Annotated in this window: 20 protein-coding genes; 10 read left to right on the top strand and 10 right to left on the bottom strand. The window is 66.6% G+C overall.

Features of this window, described 5'->3' with window-relative positions:
• Position 1 precedes the first annotated feature (1 nt).
• The 4 genes from RMCN_RS25105 to RMCN_RS25090 all read right to left on the bottom strand — a co-directional run bounded on the left by RMCN_RS25105 (position 2) and on the right by RMCN_RS25090 (position 5725).
• Positions 2 to 205, bottom strand: a complete 204-nt coding sequence (locus RMCN_RS25105) for a YbdD/YjiX family protein (RefSeq protein ID WP_084377743.1) — start codon at positions 203 to 205, stop codon at positions 2 to 4.
• The gene (locus RMCN_RS25100) at positions 148 to 2442 is read right to left on the bottom strand and encodes a carbon starvation CstA family protein (RefSeq protein ID WP_067394996.1); all 2295 of its coding nucleotides are present in this window, start codon (positions 2440 to 2442) and stop codon (positions 148 to 150) included. Before RMCN_RS25100 ends, RMCN_RS25105 begins: the two co-directional genes overlap by 58 nt.
• Positions 2443 to 2492: 50 nt before the next feature.
• The gene (locus tag RMCN_RS25095; RefSeq protein WP_067394993.1) at positions 2493 to 4040 is read right to left on the bottom strand and encodes an ATP-dependent DNA ligase; all 1548 of its coding nucleotides are present in this window, start codon (positions 4038 to 4040) and stop codon (positions 2493 to 2495) included.
• Between the two features lie 143 nt (positions 4041 to 4183).
• Positions 4184 to 5725 (bottom strand): molybdopterin-dependent oxidoreductase, encoded by a 1542-nt coding sequence (locus RMCN_RS25090; protein WP_067394990.1) that lies wholly within the window; start codon positions 5723 to 5725, stop codon positions 4184 to 4186.
• A gap of 103 nt (positions 5726 to 5828) precedes the next feature.
• Between RMCN_RS25090 and RMCN_RS25085 the strand changes: the two genes are divergently transcribed.
• The 3 genes from RMCN_RS25085 to RMCN_RS25075 all read left to right on the top strand — a co-directional run bounded on the left by RMCN_RS25085 (position 5829) and on the right by RMCN_RS25075 (position 9542).
• Complete coding sequence (locus tag RMCN_RS25085) at positions 5829 to 6596, top strand: SDR family NAD(P)-dependent oxidoreductase (protein ID WP_064401607.1); 768 nt, start codon at positions 5829 to 5831, stop codon at positions 6594 to 6596.
• Positions 6597 to 6667: 71 nt separating this feature from the next.
• Positions 6668 to 8404: a ubiquinone-dependent pyruvate dehydrogenase gene (poxB, locus tag RMCN_RS25080; RefSeq protein ID WP_067394987.1), complete on the top strand. Its 1737-nt coding sequence runs from the start codon at positions 6668 to 6670 to the stop codon at positions 8402 to 8404.
• 73 nt (positions 8405 to 8477) lie between these two features.
• The gene (locus RMCN_RS25075) at positions 8478 to 9542 is read left to right on the top strand and encodes a phosphotransferase family protein (RefSeq protein WP_067394984.1); all 1065 of its coding nucleotides are present in this window, start codon (positions 8478 to 8480) and stop codon (positions 9540 to 9542) included.
• On the opposite strand, the gene RMCN_RS25070 is transcribed toward RMCN_RS25075, so the two are convergent.
• Together RMCN_RS25070 and RMCN_RS25065 are read right to left on the bottom strand one after the other, a co-directional pair.
• Positions 9539 to 10288, bottom strand: a complete 750-nt coding sequence (locus RMCN_RS25070) for a sulfite exporter TauE/SafE family protein (RefSeq protein WP_067394982.1) — start codon at positions 10286 to 10288, stop codon at positions 9539 to 9541. The two genes, RMCN_RS25075 and RMCN_RS25070, sit on opposite strands and share 4 nt — an antisense overlap.
• Positions 10289 to 10364: 76 nt before the next feature.
• The gene (locus tag RMCN_RS25065) at positions 10365 to 11075 is read right to left on the bottom strand and encodes a PAS and ANTAR domain-containing protein (protein ID WP_165604481.1); all 711 of its coding nucleotides are present in this window, start codon (positions 11073 to 11075) and stop codon (positions 10365 to 10367) included.
• A gap of 246 nt (positions 11076 to 11321) precedes the next feature.
• On the opposite strand from RMCN_RS25065, the gene RMCN_RS25060 reads away from it, so the two are divergent.
• A complete protein-coding gene (locus tag RMCN_RS25060) occupies positions 11322 to 11816 on the top strand; it encodes a 2-isopropylmalate synthase (RefSeq protein WP_201028945.1) in 495 nt (164 codons plus the stop codon).
• Positions 11817 to 11846: 30 nt separating this feature from the next.
• On the opposite strand, the gene RMCN_RS25055 is transcribed toward RMCN_RS25060, so the two are convergent.
• The gene (locus tag RMCN_RS25055; protein WP_064348908.1) at positions 11847 to 13331 is read right to left on the bottom strand and encodes a cytochrome P450; all 1485 of its coding nucleotides are present in this window, start codon (positions 13329 to 13331) and stop codon (positions 11847 to 11849) included.
• Positions 13332 to 13449: 118 nt separating this feature from the next.
• Here RMCN_RS25055 and RMCN_RS25050 point away from each other — a divergent pair, with 118 nt between their 5' ends.
• On the top strand, positions 13450 to 14085 hold the full coding sequence (locus RMCN_RS25050) for a TetR/AcrR family transcriptional regulator (protein ID WP_064415360.1): 636 nt from the start codon (positions 13450 to 13452) through the stop codon (positions 14083 to 14085).
• A 25-nt stretch (positions 14086 to 14110) separates the two neighbouring features.
• Complete coding sequence (locus RMCN_RS25045) at positions 14111 to 14971, top strand: SDR family oxidoreductase (RefSeq protein WP_067394978.1); 861 nt, start codon at positions 14111 to 14113, stop codon at positions 14969 to 14971.
• Here the strand turns inward: RMCN_RS25045 and RMCN_RS25040 are convergent.
• From RMCN_RS25040 to RMCN_RS25030, 3 genes are read right to left on the bottom strand one after another with little or no spacing between them, the layout of a single operon-like run.
• Complete coding sequence (locus tag RMCN_RS25040) at positions 14968 to 16158, bottom strand: AAA family ATPase (RefSeq protein WP_067395193.1); 1191 nt, start codon at positions 16156 to 16158, stop codon at positions 14968 to 14970. The two genes, RMCN_RS25045 and RMCN_RS25040, sit on opposite strands and share 4 nt — an antisense overlap.
• A gap of 1 nt (position 16159) precedes the next feature.
• The gene (locus RMCN_RS25035) at positions 16160 to 17230 is read right to left on the bottom strand and encodes a DNA polymerase IV (protein WP_067394975.1); all 1071 of its coding nucleotides are present in this window, start codon (positions 17228 to 17230) and stop codon (positions 16160 to 16162) included.
• A gap of 7 nt (positions 17231 to 17237) precedes the next feature.
• Positions 17238 to 17846: a TetR/AcrR family transcriptional regulator gene (locus tag RMCN_RS25030; RefSeq protein WP_067394972.1), complete on the bottom strand. Its 609-nt coding sequence runs from the start codon at positions 17844 to 17846 to the stop codon at positions 17238 to 17240.
• 90 nt (positions 17847 to 17936) lie between these two features.
• Here RMCN_RS25030 and RMCN_RS25025 point away from each other — a divergent pair, with 90 nt between their 5' ends.
• The 4 genes from RMCN_RS25025 to nrdE all read left to right on the top strand — a co-directional run bounded on the left by RMCN_RS25025 (position 17937) and on the right by nrdE (position 21849).
• A complete protein-coding gene (locus tag RMCN_RS25025; protein WP_067395190.1) occupies positions 17937 to 18488 on the top strand; it encodes an NAD(P)H-dependent oxidoreductase in 552 nt (183 codons plus the stop codon).
• 495 nt (positions 18489 to 18983) lie between these two features.
• The gene (locus RMCN_RS25020) at positions 18984 to 19232 is read left to right on the top strand and encodes a redoxin NrdH (RefSeq protein WP_064348903.1); all 249 of its coding nucleotides are present in this window, start codon (positions 18984 to 18986) and stop codon (positions 19230 to 19232) included.
• Positions 19233 to 19270: 38 nt separating this feature from the next.
• Positions 19271 to 19714, top strand: a complete 444-nt coding sequence (gene nrdI, locus RMCN_RS25015) for a class Ib ribonucleoside-diphosphate reductase assembly flavoprotein NrdI (protein ID WP_064348902.1) — start codon at positions 19271 to 19273, stop codon at positions 19712 to 19714.
• 17 nt (positions 19715 to 19731) lie between these two features.
• Positions 19732 to 21849, top strand: a complete 2118-nt coding sequence (gene nrdE / locus RMCN_RS25010; RefSeq protein WP_201028949.1) for a class 1b ribonucleoside-diphosphate reductase subunit alpha — start codon at positions 19732 to 19734, stop codon at positions 21847 to 21849.
• The last annotated feature ends 1 nt before the right edge of the window (position 21850 follow it).

Below are 21850 nucleotides of genomic sequence, written 5' to 3'. Positions count from 1 at the left end.
CCTAACAGCAGCGCGCGCCCGGATTGGCCTCCGCCGCAGCGTGCCGCATCCGCCAGTAGTCCCGTTCGGAGAGCACCGGCTCACCCGGATGGGTCCGCAACTGGTGCTCGACGTAGCGCCGGTAGTGGGTGTCGCCCATCAGGTCGCCTACGAATGTGCGCCAGTACGAACCGATTTGGCGTGCGCTTTCGGTAATGCGTCCCATTGTTTCTGCACCTCCTTCTCCGGTTTGGTCATCAACAGGCCCGACGGCGCGAAGATCCGCGAGGGGACCGGCTCGTCCTCGGTGGTCGGCGGGGCGCCGCCGCGGAGCGTCCGGATCACCATGATCACCCCGGTGGTGAACACGATCAGCACCAGCAGTGCGAACACGATCGACAGTGTGCCCTGGATGAACGTGTTGCGGATGACCGCGTCGAGTTCGCCGGCGTTTTTGGCCGCGCCGAACGCCGTCTCACCGGCGTCCTTGGCGTTGCGGTACTGGAAGTGTTGAGTCCAGTAGCCGACCTTCGGGTCGCCGGAGAAGATCTTCTGCCACGACGCCGTCATCGTCACGGTCAGGTCCCACAGCAACGGAATCGCCGGTATCCAGGCCCATTTCAGTAGGCCCTTCTTGACCACCACCACGGTCACGACCGTCAACGCGATCGCGGCCAGCAACTGGTTGGCGATGCCGAACAACGGGAAGAGCGTGTTGATGCCGCCGAGCGGGTCGGTGACGCCCATCAGCAGGATGCTGCCCCACCCCGCCACCACGACCAGGCTGCAGATCCACGCTCCCACACGCCAACTCGGGTCCTTCAGCTTGCGTAGCGGCCCTCCGAGGTTGCTCAGGCCATCAGAGAGCATGAACCGTGCGACCCGGGTGCCCGCGTCCACGGTGGTGAGGATGAACAGCGCCTCGAACATGATCGCGAAGTGGTACCAGAACGCCTTGAGCGCGTCACCGCCGAACACCTTGCTCAGCACCTCGGACATACCGAACGCCAGCGTGGGCGCACCGCCGGTCCTGGACACGATCGACTCTTCGCCGACGCTCTCGGCGGCCGCAGTGATCTGCTCGGCGGTGACCGGCGGACCGTCGATCGGCAGACTGTTGACGTAGGCCGCTGCGGTCTCCGCGGTGGCACCTGTGGCGGCCGCTGGCGCGTTGATCGCGAAGTACAGATGCTGATTGAGGATGGCCGCGGTGATCAACGCCATGATCGCGACGAACGACTCGGTGATCATGCCGCCGTAGCCGATCAGGCGCATCTGGCCTTCCTTCTCCAGCAGCTTGGGCGTGGTGCCCGACGAGATCAGCGCATGAAAACCCGACAGCGCACCGCACGCGATCGTGATGAACAGGAAGGGGAACAGCGATCCCGCGAACACCGGACCGGTGCCCTCGGTGGCGAACGCCGAGATCGCCGGTGCCTCCATGATCGGGCGGGCGAGCACGATGCCGACCGCCAGCAGCGCGATGGTGCCGACCTTCATGAACGTCGACAGATAGTCGCGCGGCGCGAGCAGGAACCACACCGGCAGGACCGACGCGGCGAATCCGTAGATGATGATGGCCCACGACAGGCTCACCTTCGACAGCGTGAACCATTCCGTGCCCCAGTCGGTTTCGGCGACCCACCCGCCGGCGACGACCGCGAGCAGCAGGAGCGCGACGCCGATCAGCGACACCTCCGACACCCGGCCCGGCCGCAGGAACCTCAGGTACAGGCCCATGAAGATCGCGATCGGGATGGTCATCGCGATCGAAAAGACACCCCACGGGCTCTCGGCGAGCGCACCGACGACCACCAGGGCCAGCACCGCCAGCAGGATCACCATGATGACGAGCACGCCGAGGATGGCCGCGGCACCGCCGATCGTCCCGAGTTCGTCACGGGCCATCTGTCCGAGCGAGCGGCCCCGCCGACGCGTCGAGATCGCCAACACGAGATAGTCCTGCACGCAGCCCGCGACGACCGCGCCGATGATGATCCAGATGGTTCCCGGCAGGTAGCCCATCTGCATGGCGAGAACGGGTCCGACGAGCGGGCCGGCGCCGGCGATCGCGGCGAAGTGGTGCCCGAACAACACCCGCCGGTCGGTCGGCATGTAGTCCGTGCCGTTCTCGAATAGTTCGGCGGGAGTGGCGTTGTCGTCGCGCGGACGCACGATCTTCATCTCGATCAGCCGGGCGTAGAACCGGAAGCCGATCACGTAGGTGCAGATCGCGGCGATGACGAACCACACGGCGTTGACGGTCTCTCCGCGGAAGAACGCGATCACCGCCCAGGCGACCGCGCCGAGCACCGCGATGACGCCGAAGATGATCCGGTGCCGCAGGGTGATCGGCGACCGGTCGATGATCGCGACCGGGGGCAGATCCTTGTCGGTGCGGATATAGGTGATGTCGCCTTCGGTTTCCTCTGTGCGCTCTGCGGGAGCGGTCGGAGATGCCATGTGGCGATCCTTTCATCGGCGGCGCCGGCGCTGTGTGAAAACCGCGGGCTTCAGGTTCCGCGCTGGTAGAACGCCCGCACCGTGTCGATGGTGTCGGCTTCTGCGGGGCCCTTGTCGTCGCGGTACCGCAACACCCTGGCGAACCGCAGGGCCATGCCCCCGGGGTAGCGCGACGACGTCTGCACGCCGTCGAACGCGATCTCGACGACCTGCTCGGGCCGCAGCCGAACCACATAACCGTCGGTCGGCCCGTCGGCCAGCTCGAGGAACCGGGTGGTCTGCCATTCGAGCATGGCGTCGGTCATACCCTTGAAAGTCTTTCCGAGCATGACGAATTCACCCGTCTGCGGATCCCTTGCGCCGAGGTGGATGTTGGACAATTTGCCGGTGCGACGGCCCGAACCCCACTCGACCGCGAGCACCACCAGGTCGAGGGTGTGCACGGGTTTGACCTTGAGCCAGCCGGCCCCCCGCCGCCCCGCCTCGTACGGCGCGCTCAACGACTTGGCCATCACGCCCTCGTGGCCCGCGGCCAGTGTCACCTCCAGGAACTCGCGCGCCTGCTCGACGTCGCCGGTGACGAGGCGGTCGACGCGGTGCAGCTTCGGAACGAGCGCGTCGAGCACCTCGATGCGCTCGTTCGCCGGCTTGTCGAGTAGGTCGACGCCGTCGACGTGCAGCAGATCGAACACGAAGACCGACAGCGCTTGTGCCGCCGCGGCGGCGGCGATGTCGACGGAGCGACCGAACCGCGACGCCGTGACCTGGAAGCGGTGCGGCCGGCCGTCGGGTCTGAGAGCGATCGCCTCGGCGTCGGCGATCAGGGTCGTGACCGGCAGCGCCAGTGCGGCGTCAACGACCTCCGGCAGGCGTGCGGTGACGTCGTCGAGGCTTCGGGTGTAGATCGACACCTCATCGTCTCGCCGGTGCACCTGCACGCGGGCGCCGTCCAGCTTCGCCTCGAAAACGGCTGTGCCACCGAGACGTTCAAGCGCCTCGGCCACGCCGGCGGCGGTCTGCGCCAGCATCGGGCCGACGGGACGGCCCACCGTCAGCGTGAACCGCTCCAGCGCGGCCTCGCCGATGGTCAGGGCGGCGGCCGCGACCGCGGGCAGGTCGCCGCCGAGCATCGCGGCGCGGCGCACCGCGGCGGCCGGAAGGTCGGCGGCCTTGGCCACCGCGTCGGCCATCACGCCGACCAATGCGCCCTGGCGCAGCTCACCGCCGAGCAGCCGGCGCAGGAACGTCTGCTCTTCGGCGGTGGCGGCGCCGAACAGCCCGGCGAGTAGCTCAGCGCGCCGCGCCTGGGAACCCTTGCCGGCGACCTGCCCGATCTCCGTGAACCGCGCGTGGACGTCGGGCACCGTCAGCGACGCGAACTGCGCCGGGGGCGGCAGCGAGCGCAGAGCGGCCCACCCGACACCGATCTGGCGTTGGGGCAGCTCACCGGAGAGCCATGACACCACGACGGCGACCTGGTCGGCGTCACCGTCGGCGCCGGCGCGGGCCAGCAGGTCGGCGATTCGGGCCGTCTTGGCCAGCCGTGACGAGGACGCGCCGACCTCGGCCGACGCCGTGGCCACGTCGAGTAACTGCACGGGTTCAGCCTGTCACGGCGGTCGGACATCTCGGGTCAGGTGATTGGCGCGTGGGCCCACACGCCAGTAGGGGACGACCGCGTTTGCACACATTTCAGCGGCGTGTCAGGGCGCAAACACGGTCGCTCGCGGCGGGGGAAGGGTTACGTGACCGCGAAGTCGACGCTGTGCCAGCCGGTGGCCCCGTCGGGGATCGGTTGGGCGATATCGGAGGTCTGCGTCGCGCCGGTGTTGTCGGTGGCTCGCACCGTGATGGTGTGCGGACCCGGCCGGGCGGGCTGCCACGGGAAACTCCACAGCCGCCAGGTCTCGTTCGAGTAGGCGGCGCCGAGATCGGCCTGTTGCCAATCGCCCTGGCCATCGGGCCCGTCGATGCGCACCTCGACGTTGCGCACCCCGCGGTTCTGCGCCCACGCCACCCCACCGAATGTCACCGCCTCGCGGGGCACGTCTTGACCGCTGCGCGGCACGTCGATCCGCGACTCGGTCTTGATCGGCCCCCGCGGCGACCACCCCAGCCGCGTCCAGTACGCCTGGGCGCGGTCGAATCGTGTCACCTCGAGGTCGACCACCCACTTCGTCGCCGAGACATACCCGTACAACCCGGGAACGACCAACCGGGCGGGATAGCCGTGATCGGTCGGCAGCGGTTCACCGTTCATGCCGACCGCCAGCAGCGAGCCGCGGTCGTCGGTGAGCGCCTCGACCGGAGTGCCCGCGGTGAACCCGTCGATCGACATCGACAGCACCATGTCCGCGTCACGGTGAACCCCGGCTTCGGCCAACAGGTCTGACACCCGATATCCCGTCCACGTGGCGTTGCCGATCAGATCACCGCCGACGGGATTGGACACACACGTGAGCGTCACCAGTTTCTCGATCACGTCGAATCGGTCGAGATCGTCGAAGCGCAAGGTGATTTCGCGATCCACCATGCCGTGGATCCGCAGCTGCCAGCTCTCGCGGCTCAACTGCGGCACGCTCAACGCGGTGTCGATCCGGTAGAAGTCTGCGTTGCTGGTGACGAACGACGGCAGGCCAACGCCTTTGGGCTGCACCGCCGCTGGGACCGGGGGAGCGGCGACGTCGACCGGTGGCAGCGCGAAAGCCGTGCGCTCACCGGAGACCGAGGTCGTCAGGCGGGACAGCACTACGCCGGCCACTCCGGTCAGCGCGCCTGCCCCCAGGAAGCCCAGCGTGATCAACGACAGCCGTCGGCCGGGATCGGGTCCGTCGTCGGCGGCGGCCTGCGCGGCGTCGGTGAACCGCCCCGATGTCAGCAGTCGCAGCACGGCGACGCCGCACGCGGCGCCGACCACCGTCGGCAGGGTGTCCAACAGGGTCGCCCCCGCGCGCGAGAGCACCGCTGCGCACCCGACGACGCCGGCCGCGACGATCGCGACACTGCCGATCGGGAAGCGCCGCGTCTCCAGCGCCGCGGTGGCGGCGGCCACGACGGCGATCACCGCGAGCACGAGCATTGACAGGACGAGTTTGTCGGCCATGCCGAAGGTCTGGATCGCCCACTCCTTGACCGGCCCGGGCGTCAGGTCGATGACCGCCGACCCGACCGCGGTACGAGAGTCGGCCCGCGGGCCCACGAAGACAGCGAGCAGTTGGGTCACGCCCAGCGCGACGGCGGCCGCCGCGATGCCGCCCATCGCCTTGGTGCTGCGCGACGTCATGCCGCTCAAAGTACTCACGTTGGCGACCCGACGGGCTTACCGAACGATGACGTCAGCTAGGTTGCTTTACGAATCGAGCTCTTTTTGGAAAGGGGAGACCCAGGTGGAGATTTCTGGCAAGAAGGCCATCGTCGTCGGCGGAGCGTCGGGCTTCGGCAAGGCGACGGCCGAGTTGCTGGCTCAGCGAGGCGCGGACGTGGCGGTTCTGGACCGTCCGCAGTCGAAGGGCAAGGAAGTGGCCGACGCGATCGGCGGCTCCTTCTTCGAGGTGGACGTCACCGACTTCGAGGGCACCGAGAAGGTGCTGCAGCAGGCGATCGACAAGCTCGGCGGGCTGCACATCATCGTGACGACGGCCGGCGGCGGCGCCGCCGAGCGCACGGTCAAGAAGGACGGACCGCACAGCCTCGACACCTTCCGCAAGTGCGTCGACCTCAACCTCATCGGCACGTTCAACATCAGCAGGTTGGCCGGTTGGCAGATGAGCCAGCAGGACCTCGTCGACGACGAGCAGGAAGAGCGCGGCGTCATCATCAACACCGCCTCGATCGCGGCGTTCGAGGGCCAGATCGGTCAGGTCGCCTACACCGCGTCGAAGGCCGCGATCGCCGGGATGTGCCTGACGATGGCCCGCGACATGGGCAGCCTGGGCATCCGGGCGCTGGCGATCGCGCCGAGCCTGTTCGCCACGGGCCTGACCGAGGGCATCCCCGACGAGTTCGCCAAGGCGCTGACCAAGGACGCGGCGTTTCCGAAGCGGCTCGGCAAGCCCGAGGAGTACGCCAAGCTGGTGGCCGCGATCGTCGAGAACCCGATGCTCAACGGCCAGTGCCTGCGTCTGGACGCCGGCCAGCGCTTCGCCCCCAAGTAAAACGACGCGACTTGTGCACGTTTAGGAGCGCTCACCGCTCCTAGACGTGCACAAATCGCTAGCCTGTCGGGGTGGCGACCTTCGCCGATCACCTCATCGACACCTTGAGGCTCAGCGGTGTGCGCCGCGTCTACGGCCTGCCGGGCGACAGCCTCAACGGTTTCACCGATGCGATCCGCCGCTCGGGTGAGATCAGTTGGGAGCACGTCCGCCACGAGGAGACCGCCGCATTCGCCGCGGCCGCCGACGCGGCGATCACCGGCGCGCTCTCGGTCTGCGCGGGTAGCTGCGGGCCGGGCAACCTGCACCTGATCAACGGCCTGTTCGACGCCCACCGCAGCCGCGTGCCCGTCCTCGCGATCGCCGCGCACATCCCGCGTACCGAGATCGGATCGGACTACTTCCAGGAGACGCACCCGCAAGACCTGTTCCGCGAGTGCAGCGTCTACTGCGAGCTCGTCAGCACGCCGGAGATGGCGCCGCGCATCGTCGAGATGGCGATGCGCGCCGCGGTCGAGGAGAACGGTGTCGCGGTGGTCGTGATACCTGGCGAGATCTTCGGCCACCGCGCCGACGCGTCGAGCTGGAACACGCGTGCCGTGCGGCCGGCCCGGTCCATCGTGCGTCCCGACGACGAGTCTCTGCGTCAGGCGGCGGCGATCCTCAACGACGGGCGCGCCGTGACCATCCTCGGCGGGGCCGGCGTCGCGGGGGCCCACGACGCGCTCATCCGCATCGCGGACACACTCAACGCGCCGGTGGTGCACGCGCTGCGCGGCAAGGAGTTCATCGAATACGACAACCCGTTCGACGTCGGCATGACGGGGCTGCTCGGTTTCGCGTCCGGCTACAAGGCCATCAAGGAGGCGGACGTCCTGCTGATGCTGGGCACCGACTTCCCCTATCAGCAGTTCTATCCCGATGACGCGAGGGTCATCCAGGTCGACGTCCGCGGCCGTCACCTAGGCCGACGCGTTCCGATCGATCTCGGGCTCGTGGGCACCGTCGCCGACACCCTCGAAGCGCTGCAACCGCTGCTGCGGCAGAAGGCCGAACGCGAACATCTCGACCGTTCGCTGAAGCACTACCGAAAGACTCGTCAGAGGCTGGACGACCTGGCCGTCAACGACCGCGACCGCCAGCCCATCCGGCCGGAATACGTTGCGGGGCTTGTCAATCGGCTGGCTGCCGACGATGCGGTGGTCACCGTCGACGTCGGCTCACCGGTGGTGTGGGCGGCGCGCTATCTGAGCATGAACGGCCGCCGCAGGCTGATCGGGTCGTTCAACCACGGCACAATGGCGTGCGCGTTGCCGCTGGGCATCGGGGCGCAGACCGTCGACCGTGGCCGCCAGGTCGTGGCCCTGGCCGGCGACGGCGGGCTGACGATGCTGTTCGGTGAACTCGTCACGCTGATCCAGAACCGGCTTCCCGTCAAGGTGGTTGTCTTCAACAATTCGTCGCTGAACTTCGTCGAGTTGGAGATGAAGGCGGCCGGCATCGTCAACTTCGGCACCGATCTCGTCAATCCCGACTTCGCCGCTGTCGCAACGGCAATGGGCATCCTCGGCCGGCGTGTGGAACAGCCGTCGGATCTCGAATCGGCCTTGGCCGACGCGTTCGCCCACGACGGCCCGGCGGTCGTGGACGTCGTGACCGCGCGTCAGGAACTGTCGATACCGCCGGCGATCACCGCCGAGCAGGCCAAAGGCTTCTCGCTGTACGCGATCAGGACGATCCTGGCGGGCCGGGCCGACGAGTTGTTGGATCTGGTGACGACGAACGTGGCCCGCCGGATCCTGGACTGAGCCCGCAAGCCTGCCTGGCCTACGAAGGCTGACTCCCGTGCCGCTCGCGCGGTCGACCTGACACGATGGCTACATGCCCGACGACGCGCATCAACTCCCGACACTGAGCCACGATGACCAGTCCGCGCTGCAGCAGTGGGTGCGCGCGCAGGGTCTGGGGACGACGGTCGGCGACGTCGAACCGCTGACCGGCGGTACGCAGAACATCGTGGTGCGGTTGCGGATCGACGACCGGCCCATGGTGCTCCGTCGGCCGCCGGCCCACCCGCGGCCGACAAGCGACAAGACGATGCTGCGGGAGATCGCGGCGTTGCGAACGTTGGCGGGCACGCCCGTGCCGCACCCAGGATTCATCGCCGGCTGTGAGGATCTCAGCGTCCTCGGCGTCGTCTTCTATCTGATGGAAGTGGTCGACGGCTTCAACCCCGGCGACGACATGTCCGAGGCGTACGTGCGCGATCCGTCGATGTGCCATCAGGTGGGGCTGTCGTACGCGGCGAGCCTGGCCGCGCTCGGGCAGGTCGAATGGGAAGGCAGCCCTCTCGGCGAACTCAAACGGCCCGGATCCTTTCTGGAGCGCCAGGTTCCGCAGTTCCTGTGGCTGCTCGAGAGCTATCGACACGACCGATACGACCCCGAGTCGCTGGCCGTCACCGAACTCGCCGAGTGGTTGGCGTCGAACCTGCCGCCGGAGGGCCGGCCGGGTGTCCTGCACGGCGATCCGCATCTGAGCAATGTGTTGCTGCGTCGCGACAAGCCCGAGGTGGCGGCGTTCGTCGACTGGGAGATGTGCACGATCGGCGACCCGCTGCTCGACCTGGGCTGGATGTTGATCTGCTGGCCGCTGGAGACCAACACGATCACCGCGGGCGCGGAGCTGGCCGCGCTCGGCGGGCTCGCCACCCGTCGCGAGCTCCTCGAGGCCTATCTCGAAGCGGGGGGACGCGAAACATCAAGTCTGGATTGGTATGTCGCGATGGCCTGTTTCAAGCTCGGGATCGTCATCGAGGGCACATGGTCGCGGTACCTGGCCGGTCAGGCCAGCCGGGACGCGGGGGAGCGGCTGCACGCCAACGCCCAGAACCTCATCGACCTCGGCAAACGGGTGATCAAGGGCGACAGCCCCTTCCAGCTCTAGGCGTAGGTGTCGAGGGCCAGCTGGACAGCCAACGCCACGCCGGCCGCGCCGATCATCACGCGCAGCGGCCCCGCGGGTGCGTGCCGCACGACCACCGGGCCGAGCCGGGACCCGATCAGACAGCCCAGGCCCAGCACCAACATCGCCCCCCACTGCACCGGCGCCAGCACCGCGAAGACCACGGCCGCCACGAGGTTGGCCACACCGAGGATCACGTTCTTGCCCGCGTTGGCCTCCGCGAGCGAGGCGTGGCCGGTGCGCAGGAGCAGCGCCAACAGCAACACACCCGCGGCCGCGCCGAAATAACCGCCGTAGATACAGATCAGGAACACGGCGGTGGCCTCGATGAACACCACCGCACGGCGACGCCCCGCGCTCGGTTCGTCACGGGGAGCCCGGCGGGGCAACAGGATCGCGACCGAGGCGATACCGAGCAGAATCGGTACGGATCGCTCGAAACCCTCGGCGGGTGTGGTGAGCAACAGCGCGGCGCCGGCCACGCCGCCGAACACGGCGATCGGCGCGGTGCGCAGAATCCACCGGCCTTGCCCCTTGAGTTCGGGGCGCGAACCCAACACCGAGCCGATGCCGTTGAACACCAGCGCCACGGTGTTCGTCACGTTGGCGGTCACCGGGGGCAGTCCGAAGAGCAGCAGCGCGGGATAGGTGGCCACCGAGGCCAGCCCGGCGATGCTGCCGGTGAGCCCGCCGAGAACGCCGGCGGCGAACAGCAGGGCCCACGTCATCGAAGGTCACGCTACGGCCAGGGCGCGCCAATCGAAGATTCGAGGCGCTGTGATGTGCCTCGCTCAGCCCGGGCCGTCAGCAGGCGTTGCTGCGGCCGTCGTCCGCGCGCCTGATCCGCCGATGCGACGTGAGCAGCAGATGGTCGGCCCGCTGGCGAACCTCATGGGGCACTTCCAGCTCGGCGGTGAAATCGTCGACGAGCTGCGAGGCCAGCACGCGCAGTTTGGTGTTGGTCTCCTGGGAGCGCCACACGAGAATGTCGAAGGCCCGCTCGGCGGTGATGGCATACGTCATCATCAGCACGCCTTTGGCCTGTTCGATGATCGCCCGGTGCTCGGTGAAGTCGGCGATGGCGGCGTCGACCGTCGCGGTGTCGTCGACGTTGCTCAGATCCACGTACAGGCCCTGGGTGCCGATGACCTCGCCGTCGTCATCACGCAGGCGTTCCCCGATGACGAGAACGGGGTGGACGTTGCCGTGGGTGTCGATGATGCGGTTGCGGCTGCTGAACGGCCGGCCCTGGCCGGTCACCGTCTCGATCAGCGACGCGACGCTGGCCGCATCGTCGGGGTGCTTGTGCGACAGCACCAGCGAGGTGCTGGGCTCCGCCTCCCCGGGCGGGTAGCCGTGCATCTGGGCGACCGTGTCGGACCACTCCCAGCGATCCTCCGCGCGGAAGTAGCGGAACGAGCCCACGCGTTCGCCGGCGGATGTCGATATGTCGCCCCGCATCGGCGTCACGCGGTTGCCTTCGCCCTCGTTTCGCAACTCATCCCCCCAGGTCATCGGGACACCAGAAGTAGGAACACACCTTTTCAAAGCGCCCAGCAGAAAGACAGTCGGAACGCGAAGAACGCACAGTCAGTTTGCGAACGGTTTTTCCTTTGCGGCGCAGTCCGGTGGTTGTCTACGATCGGACGCGTGCCGAGGCGACTCGTAGTAGCAACCCGCAGCGGGGTCTGATCCTGACCGACCCCTCGCTGTGGGTCGTCGCTACGTAGTCGGTCATCTCTTCGAAGAAAAGACCGGCACATGATCTCTGCAACAGAATCCGCTACCAGCGCACCGCCGACGTTTGCGGAATATCTGGACGCCCCGCCGCCCCGTGGTCTGCGCAAGGAGGCCGACGCGATGTCCTTCGAGACGTTTCTCGCCGAGTACGCACCCACTTCGGGGCCCCTGAGGCTGGGCAACTGGAGCTGCGCCGACGGCGATCGTCCCGCCACCCGGCTGGGGCCCCAGGCCCGCAACTATCAGGCGACGCTGGCCATCGGAGACCGGATCTGCACGACGTCCGCGGCGGCGCAGGGTCCCGTCGCCGCGCTGACCTCGATGCTCTACGACCGCGGCATCTCGGTGGAGATGACCGCGTTTCACCAGGTGAACGCCGGTGATCGCACCGCCACCTTCATCCGCGGCTCCGACGGACTGAAGTCGGAATGGGCGATGGGGCTGTCCGAGGACGCGACGCAATCGGCGTTGAGCGCCGTCATCGCGTGTGCGAACCGCCTCCTGGCGGCGTCCTGATCGCTGACTGATCGCTCGCGGCAACGAGGCTCAGTGCAGCGGGCGCAGCACGATGTGCATGCCGTCCTTGGGCACCGGCATGCCGCCGTAATCCCATTCGGTCGTGTAGTCCGGGCGGGGCAGTTCGAGCCGGTACTTACGCAGCAGCCGGTGCAGGATCGTCTTGACCTCCAGCTGGCCGAACGTCATGCCGATGCACTTGTGCGCCCCGCCGCCGAAGGGGCTGAACGCGTAGCGGTGCTGCTTGTGCTCGTTGCGCGGCTCGGTGAACCGCAACGGGTCGAACTTCATCGGGTCGGGGTAAAACTCCTCGAGACGGTGGTTCATCCCCGGGTACGCGATGACGTTGGTGCCCTTGGGCAGGTAGTAGCCGAGCAATTCGGTGTCGCGCACGGTTTGCCGCATCGCCCACTGCACCGGGGTGACCAGACGGATCGACTCGTTCATCACCAGATCCAACGACTCGAGCTTTTCGAGGGACTCGATATCGGCCGGCCCGTCGCCGAGGCGATCGGACTCCTCGCGGCAGCGTTCCTGCCACTCGGGGTGCTTGGCCAGGTGGTAGATCATCGTCGTCGCCGTGGAGGTCGAGGTGTCATGCGCGGCCATCATCAGGAAGATCATGTGGTTGACGATGTCCTCGTCGGAGAACTTGTTGCCGTCCTCGTCCTCGGTGTGGCACAGCACCGTCAACAGATCCGAGCCGTCCTTGCCGCGGCGTTCCTTGACCCGCTCCTCGAAGTAGTCCTCGAGCAGCTTGCGGGCCTGCATGCCGCGCCACCAGGTGAACGGGCGCACGGGTTTGCGGATGATGGCGTTGCCGGCGCGGGTCGTGGTGGTAAACGCCTGATTGACCTTGGTCACCAGTTCCTTGTCGGAGCCGGGCTCATGGCCCATGAACACCATCGAGGCGATGTCGAGGGTCAGCTCCTTCATCGCCGGGTACATCAGGAAACGCCCGTCGTTGACGACCCAGTCGTTGGCGATCACCTGGGAGACCACTTTGTCCACCTGCTCCTGGTAACCGACCAGGCGGGTGCGCACGAACGCCTCCTGCATGATGCGCCGGTGGAACATGTGCTCTTCGAAGTCGAGCAGCATCAATCCGCGATGGAAGAACGGCCCGATCACCGGAACCCAGCCCTGCTGGGAGAAGTCCTTGTTGCGGTTGGAGTAGACGGCCTGCGCCGCGTCGGGCCCGAGGGCCGCGACGGCGGGCAGCGCGGGCGAGTCGGCGTAGTACAGGGGGCCGTACTTGCGGTAGACGTGCAGCAGATAGTCGGGTCCGCCGCGGAACATCTCGATCATGTGTCCGATGATCGGCAGGCCGGCGTCGCCGATCACCGGCTTGAGATCGCTGCCGGCGGGCGGGGTGGCCATCGGTTTCTGCGGGAAATCCGTGTTGAGCAGCTTGCGCTCCACGAGTCCCATGCCGGGGAAGTTGTTGAACGACGGGGTGAGCCGGCGCTTGGCCTGGTCGAGCAGATAGTCCGTCGTGCTGATCGTCGCGGTCATTCACAAGCTCCTGATGAAAATGAATGTGGCCGTTGTCACTCTCATCACCATCCTGGATGGCAGACTTGACGCATGTCAAGTTTTGTTCTGACGCGCCGCGGTGCGAAGGTCTAGGGCGATGAGCGCCCAACCAGCATCGCAAACGCGTCGGAGCCGCGGTGACCGGCAGCGCGACGCGATTCTCAACGCCGTGCGCGAGCTGGTGCAGGAACAGCCGTTCGCGGACCTGTCGGTCAGTGCCATCAGCGAACACGCCGGCGTCGCGCGCTCCGGGTTCTACTTCTACTTCGACTCCAAGTACGCGGTGCTCGCCGAGATCCTGGCAGGCGCCGGCGAGATGCTCGACAGCCTGACTCACCACTTCGCACCCCGGGAGCCGGGGGAGACGCCGGAGGCGTTCGCGAAGCGGATGGTGGGCAGCGCGGCGGCGGTGTACGCCAACGACGACCCGGTGCTGACGGCGTGTGCGGTGGCCCGCAATACCGACGCCAAGATCCGCGAGATGATGGACGACTTCTACGACGGCATCATCGACAAGCTCGTCGCGCTGCTCGAGAACGACGCCGACGCGCGCCCGATCTCCGAGGACCTGCCCGCGCTCGTGCGGACCCTGGCCGCGACGACGACGATGACGCTGACGCACGACAGCACGTTCGTCGGCCGCGGCATCGACCCGCGCCGGGCCGTCGAGACCCTCGAGCGGCTGTGGGTGGCGGCGTTCTGGGGACACATGCAGCCATCCGACCCTCGCTAGGGCGGGCATAAGTATCCTCACCGCCATGGCGCACACCGGGTATGCGAACAAGCGTTGCTTTCTGACCGGGGCCGCCAGCGGCATCGGCCGCGCGACCGCGTTGAAGCTGGCCGCCGAGGGCGCCGAACTCTATCTGACCGACCGCGACGCCGAAGGTCTGGAGACGACCGTCGCCGACGCGCGCGCCCTGGGCGCCGAGGTGGCCGAGTACCGCGCTCTTGATATCTCCGACTACGACGCGGTGGTCGCGTTCGCCGACGACATCCACTCACGTCATCCCGCGATGGACATCGTGATGAACATCGCCGGGGTGTCGGCGTGGGGCACTGTCTCGACGCTGACGCACCAGCACTGGAAGTCGATGGTCGACATCAACCTGATGGGACCGATCCACGTCATCGAGGCGTTCGTGCCGTCGATGGTGGCGGCCGGCACGGGCGGTCACATCGTCAACGTGTCCTCGGCGGCCGGGCTGGTCGCGCTGCCCTGGCATGCGGCCTACAGCGCGAGCAAGTACGGGTTGCGCGGTATGTCGGAGGTGCTGCGTTTCGATCTGGCGCGACACCGGATCGGGGTGTCGGTGGTGGTACCGGGCGCGGTGAAAACGCCTCTGGTGCAAACGGTTCAGATCGCCGGCGTCGACCGCGAAGACCCGCGGGTCAAGAAGTGGACCGACCGATTCGGCGGGCACGCGGTCTCACCCGAGCACGCCGCCGAGTGCATCCTCAAAGGGGTGCGGCGCAACCGGTTCCTGATCTACACCTCGCCCGACATCCGGGCGTTGTATCTGTTCAAGCGCACCATGTGGTGGCCCTACAGTGTCGCGATGCGCCAGGCGAACGTGTTGTTCACCAAGGCGCTGCGGCCCTCGGCGCACCGCGGCTAGCGCTTACCCCAGTCCCACGGCGGCATGGTGAGCATGCCGAGGCCATCGACGCGTGTCTCGCCGAGGTCCTTGTACAACGGGATCTCCACCGCGGACGCTTCGGTCTCGGCGGCATCGCCCACGGTGACGGTGTCGAGATGTTCGAGCAGCGCCTTGGAATGAGTGACGACGACGACCTGGGTGGTGTCCGCCGCGGCGCGGATCAATGACGCCAGCGGGCCCACGAGGTCCGGGTGCAGAGACGTCTCCGGTTCGTTGAGCACCATCAGCGACGGCGGCCGCGGGCTCAGCAGCGCGGCGGCCCACAGAAGGAATCGCAGTGTGCCGTCGGATAATTCGGCGGCCCGCAGTGGGCGCAGCATACCCCGCTGATGCAGCTGCAGGTCGAACAGGCCGTCGTGCACGGCAATCGACACCGTCGCCCCGTCGAAGGCCTCGGCGATCGCCCGGTGCAGCTCGTCGTGGCCGATCTCGATGATGGTCTGGATCGCGGCGGCCAGGTCACTGCCGTCGTCGGAGAGCACGGGCGTGCGGGTCCCGACGGTGCGCCGCCGCGAGGGTGCTGCGGCGTCGACGCGAAAGCCGTCGTAGAACCGCCAGTTACGCAACCGGTCCCGCACCGCCGCAAGCTCGGGGTGCGCACCGGGATGGGCATACTCGGCCAGCACGCTGCGGTGGGCCGGAAGGGCTTGCGTCACCTTGTCGAATCCGCGGCCGGATTCGGCGCGCGCCTCGACGTAGTCGCGGGTGCGGCGCACCAGCGTCGAGCTGTTGCGCATGACGGGCCCGGCGAACACCGCCTCACGTTTGATCTCCGGGTCGAGCGAGAACAGCGACTGATGTCCCGCCATCTGGGGAAGGCCGAGGTCGACGAGATAGCCGAAATCGTCTGCTGCGAACCCCATTTCGAGAGACACGGGACCTGTGCGGGTCGTGCCTTGAACCTGTCCGGTGCGGCGCGCCCCGCCCAGTTGTTCGGGGCCCGCCCACAGGACCGACTGCAGCCCGCCCTCGCGGGCCAGCGATCCGATCACCTCACCGCGGCCGCAGTCGGCGAGCAGGCGCAACGCCCGATACAGCGACGACTTACCCGTTCCGTTGGCGCCGGTGATGACGGTCAGCCCCGCTAGCGGTAGCACGATCTCGCGCAGTGAGCGGTATCCGCGGATCGCGACCGTGGTGAGCACCTCAGTACCCGCCTTCCGGTGGCGCCAGTTCGAGTCGCACACCCAACAGCCGGACGGGGCGATCGAGTTCGAACTGGCCGAGTATCTCCAGTGCCGTTCGCGTGATGAGGTTCTCGTCCACCGTGGGTTCGGGCAGTTTGCGGATCTTGGTCCTCGTGTAGAAGGTCTTGGTTCGGACCGTCACCGCCACCCGGGTGACGACCCGATTCTGCTCGACGACGTCGGTCAGCGTCTGCCGCGCCAAATCGATGATGGCGGAATCCATCTCGTCGCGCTCGGTGAGATCGCGAGGGAAGGTGATGACGTGGCTGCGGGAACGCGGCACCCACGGCGCGGCGCTGACGTCTTTGTCGCCACCGCCCTTGGCGAGCAGCAGAATCCACAGCCCGGTGGTCGGGCCGAACGCCTCGGTGAGCACCGTCGCGTCGGTGCCGGCCAGATCGGCGACGGTGCCGATACCCATCGCGGCAAGCCTTTTGGCCGTCTTCGGGCCGATCCCCCAGAGGGCCTCGACCTCCCGGTCGCCCATGACGGCCATCCAGTTCTCGTCGGTGAGTTGGTACACGCCCGCCGACTCGCCGGGTTCGGGTCCCGGCTTGCCGAAGCCGGTCGCGACCTTGGCGCGTTGTTTGTTGTCGCTGATGCCCACCGAGCACGACAGACCGGTCTCGGCGGCGATCACCTCGCGGATCCGCTCGGCGAGTTCGTGCGGGCTGTGCGTGTCGTCCAGGTCGGCGCCGACATAGGCCTCGTCCCAACCCCATACCTCCACGGGATGTCCGAAGTCGCGCAGCACGCCCATGACCTCCTCGGAGGCCTCGTCGTAAGCATCGGTGTCCAACGGAAGGAACGTCGCATCCGGGCACTTGCGGGAGGCGGTGCGCAGCGGCATGCCCGCCCGCACGCCGTACGTCCGGGCCGGATAGGACGCGCACGTGACGACTTTGCGGGGCTCGTTCGGGTCGCCGTTGCCGCCGACGATGATCGGTTGCCCGGCCAGTTGCGGGTTGCGCCGGATCTCGACGGCGGCCTGGAACTGGTCGAGATCGACATGCAGGACCCAGCGTCTCATCGGACGCTCATTGGCCGCACAGCTTGCGCGCCAACGACTCCCACGCATCACCGAGCGACTCGATCGTCGCGCCGCGCGCCTGGAGTTGATGCTGCACGTAGTCCGCGTCGAGCAATGCCAGCAGCGCGGCGGCCTGCGCATCGAGGTCACCGGTCGTGCCCGCGGACTCCAACAAAACCCGCACATGCCGGTGATGCAGTGTCGCGGGGGCGTTGAACCGCGTTTGGGGGTCCCGGTTGGCGTCGGACAGCAGTGCGTGATGTCTGTGCACGAATGCCAGCCGATCTCGCCCGTAGGCCAGCAGCCGTTCGAGCGGCGGCGCGCCCGGGCCAAGAGGCGGCGGTCCGAACAGGAACGCTTCCTGATGTGCTTTCTCGTCCTCGTCGAGCAACACGATCATCAACCCCGCGCGGCTGCCGAACCGGCGGAACAAGGTGCCCTTGCCGACGCCGGCCGCCGTGGCGATGTCGTCGGTGGTGACCGAGTCGGCACCCCGCTCGGCGATGAGCCGGCGTGCGGCGTCCAGAAGTAGGGTGCGGTTGCGGGCGGCGTCCCCACGTTCATGGGGAGTTTGGTCGGTGACCGGCAGCTCGTTGAGCGGACGAGGAGCGGCCATGTCAGCAGTTTAGTTCAGGCGGAATCAATCGGACCGCAGTCCGGTTATCCTGTGCGAGGATTTCCACCGGCGACCGAAGGGATGGCAAAGATGTCGGATACCGAAAACGTGAACGTGCTGGTTCTGCTGGGCAGCCTGCGAGCGGCGTCGATCAACCGGCAGTTGGTCGACCTCGCGCTGGAAACCGCTCCCGACGGTGTCCGTCTACAGTTCTTCGACAGGCTGGGTGAGCTGCCGTTCTACAACGAGGACATCGACAACGATGACGTCGCCGAACCCGTGGTGGCGCTGCGTCAAGCGGCCGCCGATGCGGATGCCGCGCTGGTCGTGACCCCTGAATACAACGGCAGCATCCCGGGCGTGCTCAAGAACGCGATCGACTGGTTGTCGCGGCCGTACGGCAACAGCGCGCTCAAAGACAAGCCGCTCGCGGTCGTCGGCGCGGCACTCGGGCGGTATGGCGGCCAGTGGGCGCATGACGAGACGCGTAAGAGCTTCGCCATCGCCGGACCGCGGGTCGTCGAGGATCTCAAGCTGTCGGTGCCGAGCAAGGCGTTCGACGGGAGGCATCCGCGCGAGAATGCCGAGGTGGCCGCGAACCTGCGCGATGTCATCGGCAAATTGGTCGCCGAAACGGGCTGACCGTCGGAAGCGCACAGAGCCGTCGGCGGGGGTCGAATCGACCGGCCGACGGCTTTGCTGGGTCGGTTCGGCGCTCGGCTTGGTTGTCGGTCCCGGCTGCTATATCTACCGCACGGCGCACCGCGTCGAGCGAGGCGCGCGCGACACGCCCGCAGTGTGACGTGCGACACGCCGGGGCGCGGTGGCCAGAAGAGCTTACGACCTGGGAATTCCAGAATTGTTATTCAGAACATCTGGTATTCCTTCGCAATGTCGGACACTAGGTGTAGTGTTTCGAGCACCGACAGGCCCCACGATTCCCAAGCCTTCCGAGGGCCGGCCGGAGCCCCCGAACCCGGTTGTATGGGTCTTCCCAGAGACACCGGCGGTGGCCTCGGACGGCAGGAATTTTCCGGGCCTCCGGGCTGCTGAAATTCAATGAATCTCGGCAACAAGAAGTGTCCGACCAGTTGCCAGCCAGCGTGCAGGGCCAGTTGTAGAGGAGCCGTACCGCAGATGACTCAGCACTCGATCACCGTGTACACCAAGCCCGCATGCGTGCAGTGCAACGCCACCTACAAGGCGTTGGACAAGCAGGGCATCGCCTACGAGACCGTCGACATCAGCCTCGACAGCGAAGCCCGCGACTACGTGATGGCGCTGGGTTACCTGCAGGCCCCGGTCGTCGTGGCCGGCAACGAGCACTGGTCGGGCTTCCGCCCCGACCGCATCAAGGCGCTCGGAGCGGTCGCCGCGACGGCTTAGACGACTCAGGGGTACTCGACGGGCAGAAAGGGGGACGCGTGAGCAACCTCGTGTACTTCTCCAGCGTCTCGGAGAACACCCATCGCTTCGTCCAGAAGCTGGGCCTGCCCGCCATCCGGATTCCGCTGCACGGGCGCATCGAAGTCGACCAGCCCTACGTGTTGGTCCTGCCCACCTACGGCGGTGGGCGGGCCACACCGGACATCAACGACGGTGGCTATGTGCCCAAGCAGGTCATCGCTTTCCTCAACAACGAACACAACCGGTCGTTGATCCGTGGCGTGATCGCGGCGGGCAACAACAACTTCGGCGCCGAGTTCGCCTACGCGGGCAATGTCGTGTCCCGCAAGTGCGGCGTCCCGTACCTGTACCGCTTCGAACTGATGGGAACCCCGGACGACGTCGACGCCGTCCGTTCGGGTTTGGAAGACTTTTGGAAGGACCAGACGTGTCACCAACCGTCACAGCTGCAGAGCCTGTAACCTCCGCGCCGGCAACGCTGCCCGGCGAGACGGATTATCACGCGCTCAACGCGATGCTGAATCTGTACGACGCCGACGGCAAGATTCAGTTCGACAAGGATGTGCTTGCCGCGCGCGAGTACTTCCTGCAGCACGTCAACCAGAACACGGTCTTCTTCCACAATCAGGACGAGAAGCTCGACTACCTAATCCAGAAGGAGTACTACGAGCGTGAGGTACTCGACCAGTACTCGCGTAACTTCGTCAAGACGCTGCTGGATCGCGCGTACGCCAAAAAGTTCCGGTTCCCGACGTTCCTCGGCGCGTTCAAGTACTACACCTCCTACACGCTGAAGACCTTCGACGGAAAGCGCTACCTGGAGCGCTTCGAGGACCGCGTGGTGATGGTGGCGCTCACCCTGGCGGCCGGCGACACCACGCTGGCCGAGAAGCTGGTCGACGAAATCATCGACGGCCGCTTCCAGCCTGCCACGCCGACATTCCTGAATTCAGGGAAAAAGCAACGTGGAGAACCGGTTTCGTGCTTCCTCCTTCGCATCGAAGACAACATGGAGTCGATCGGCCGCTCGATCAACTCGGCGCTACAGCTGTCCAAGCGCGGTGGCGGAGTCGCGTTGCTGCTGACAAACATTCGTGAGCACGGCGCCCCGATCAAGAACATCGAGAACCAGAGCTCGGGCGTCATCCCGATCATGAAACTGCTCGAGGACTCGTTCTCCTATGCCAATCAGCTCGGCGCCCGCCAGGGTGCCGGCGCGGTGTACCTGCACGCCCACCATCCCGACATCTACCGGTTCCTCGACACCAAGCGCGAGAACGCCGACGAGAAGATCCGGATCAAGACGCTGAGCCTGGGCGTGGTGATCCCCGACATCACGTTCGAGCTGGCCAAGAAGAACGAGGACATGTACCTGTTCTCGCCCTACGACGTCGAACGGGTCTACGGTCTGCCGTTCGCCGACATCTCGGTCACCGAGAAGTACTACGAGATGGTCGACGACAGCCGAATCCGCAAGACGAAGATCAAGGCGCGCGAGTTCTTCCAGACACTGGCCGAGCTGCAGTTCGAGTCGGGCTACCCGTACATCATGTTCGAGGACACGGTGAACCGGTCGAACCCGATCGACGGCAAGATCACCCACTCGAACCTGTGCTCGGAGATCCTGCAGGTGTCGACGCCGTCGGAGTTCAACGAGGACTTGTCCTACAAGAAGATCGGCAAGGACATCTCGTGCAACCTGGGCTCGTTGAACATCGCCAAGGCGATGGACTCGCCGGACTTCGCGCAGACGATCGAGGTGGCCATCCGCGCGCTGACCGCGGTGAGCGATCAGACGCACATCACCTCGGTGCCCTCGATCGAGCAGGGCAACAACGACTCTCACGCGATCGGTCTCGGGCAGATGAACCTGCACGGGTACCTGGCGCGGGAGCGGATCTTCTACGGCTCCGAAGAGGGTGTGGACTTCACCAACATCTACTTCTACACCGTGCTCTATCACGCGCTGCGGGCGTCGAATCGCATTGCGATCGAACGCGGTACGGCGTTCAAGGGCTTCGAGAAGTCCAAGTACGCGTCGGGGGAGTTCTTCGACAAGTACACCGAGCAGGTGTGGGAGCCCAAGACCGACAAGGTCCGTCAGCTGTTCGTCGATGCCGGCATCCGAATCCCCGATCAGGAGGACTGGAAGCGGCTCAAGGAGTCGGTGCAACAGCACGGCATCTACAACCAGAACCTGCAGGCGGTGCCGCCGACGGGGTCGATCAGCTACATCAACCACTCGACTTCCTCGATCCACCCGATCGCGTCCAAGGTCGAGATCCGTAAGGAAGGCAAGATCGGCCGCGTCTACTACCCGGCGCCCTACATGACCAACGAGAACCTGGAGTACTTCCAGGACGCATACGAGATCGGGTACGAGAAGGTCATCGACACCTACGCCGCGGCCACCCAGCATGTGGACCAGGGCTTGAGCCTGACGCTGTTCTTCAAGGACACCGCCACCACGCGCGATGTGAACAAGGCGCAGATCTACGCCTGGCGCAAGGGCATCAAGACGCTGTACTACATCCGGCTGCGCCAGATGGCTTTGGAGGGAACCGAAGTCGAGGGCTGCGTCAGCTGCATGTTGTAGG

Source organism: Mycolicibacterium novocastrense (genome assembly GCF_001570485.1).
Lineage (GTDB): Bacteria > Actinomycetota > Actinomycetes > Mycobacteriales > Mycobacteriaceae > Mycobacterium > Mycobacterium novocastrense.
This window is presented reverse-complemented; position numbering and strand designations above follow the sequence as displayed.

Coding starts and splice junctions, on each gene's coding strand:
- RMCN_RS25105 (WP_084377743.1), bottom strand. CDS start 205: ATGGGACGCATTACCGAAAGCGCACGCCAAATCGGTTCGTACTGGCGC.
- RMCN_RS25100 (WP_067394996.1), bottom strand. CDS start 2,442: ATGGCATCTCCGACCGCTCCCGCAGAGCGCACAGAGGAAACCGAAGGC.
- RMCN_RS25090 (WP_067394990.1), bottom strand. CDS start 5,725: ATGACGTCGCGCAGCACCAAGGCGATGGGCGGCATCGCGGCGGCCGCC.
- RMCN_RS25075 (WP_067394984.1), top strand. CDS start 8,478: ATGCCCGACGACGCGCATCAACTCCCGACACTGAGCCACGATGACCAG.
- RMCN_RS25070 (WP_067394982.1), bottom strand. CDS start 10,288: ATGACGTGGGCCCTGCTGTTCGCCGCCGGCGTTCTCGGCGGGCTCACC.
- RMCN_RS25065 (WP_165604481.1), bottom strand. CDS start 11,075: ATGACCTGGGGGGATGAGTTGCGAAACGAGGGCGAAGGCAACCGCGTG.
- RMCN_RS25060 (WP_201028945.1), top strand. CDS start 11,322: ATGATCTCTGCAACAGAATCCGCTACCAGCGCACCGCCGACGTTTGCG.
- RMCN_RS25055 (WP_064348908.1), bottom strand. CDS start 13,331: ATGACCGCGACGATCAGCACGACGGACTATCTGCTCGACCAGGCCAAG.
- RMCN_RS25050 (WP_064415360.1), top strand. CDS start 13,450: ATGAGCGCCCAACCAGCATCGCAAACGCGTCGGAGCCGCGGTGACCGG.
- RMCN_RS25045 (WP_067394978.1), top strand. CDS start 14,111: ATGGCGCACACCGGGTATGCGAACAAGCGTTGCTTTCTGACCGGGGCC.
- RMCN_RS25035 (WP_067394975.1), bottom strand. CDS start 17,230: ATGAGACGCTGGGTCCTGCATGTCGATCTCGACCAGTTCCAGGCCGCC.
- RMCN_RS25030 (WP_067394972.1), bottom strand. CDS start 17,846: ATGGCCGCTCCTCGTCCGCTCAACGAGCTGCCGGTCACCGACCAAACT.
- RMCN_RS25025 (WP_067395190.1), top strand. CDS start 17,937: ATGTCGGATACCGAAAACGTGAACGTGCTGGTTCTGCTGGGCAGCCTG.
- RMCN_RS25020 (WP_064348903.1), top strand. CDS start 18,984: ATGACTCAGCACTCGATCACCGTGTACACCAAGCCCGCATGCGTGCAG.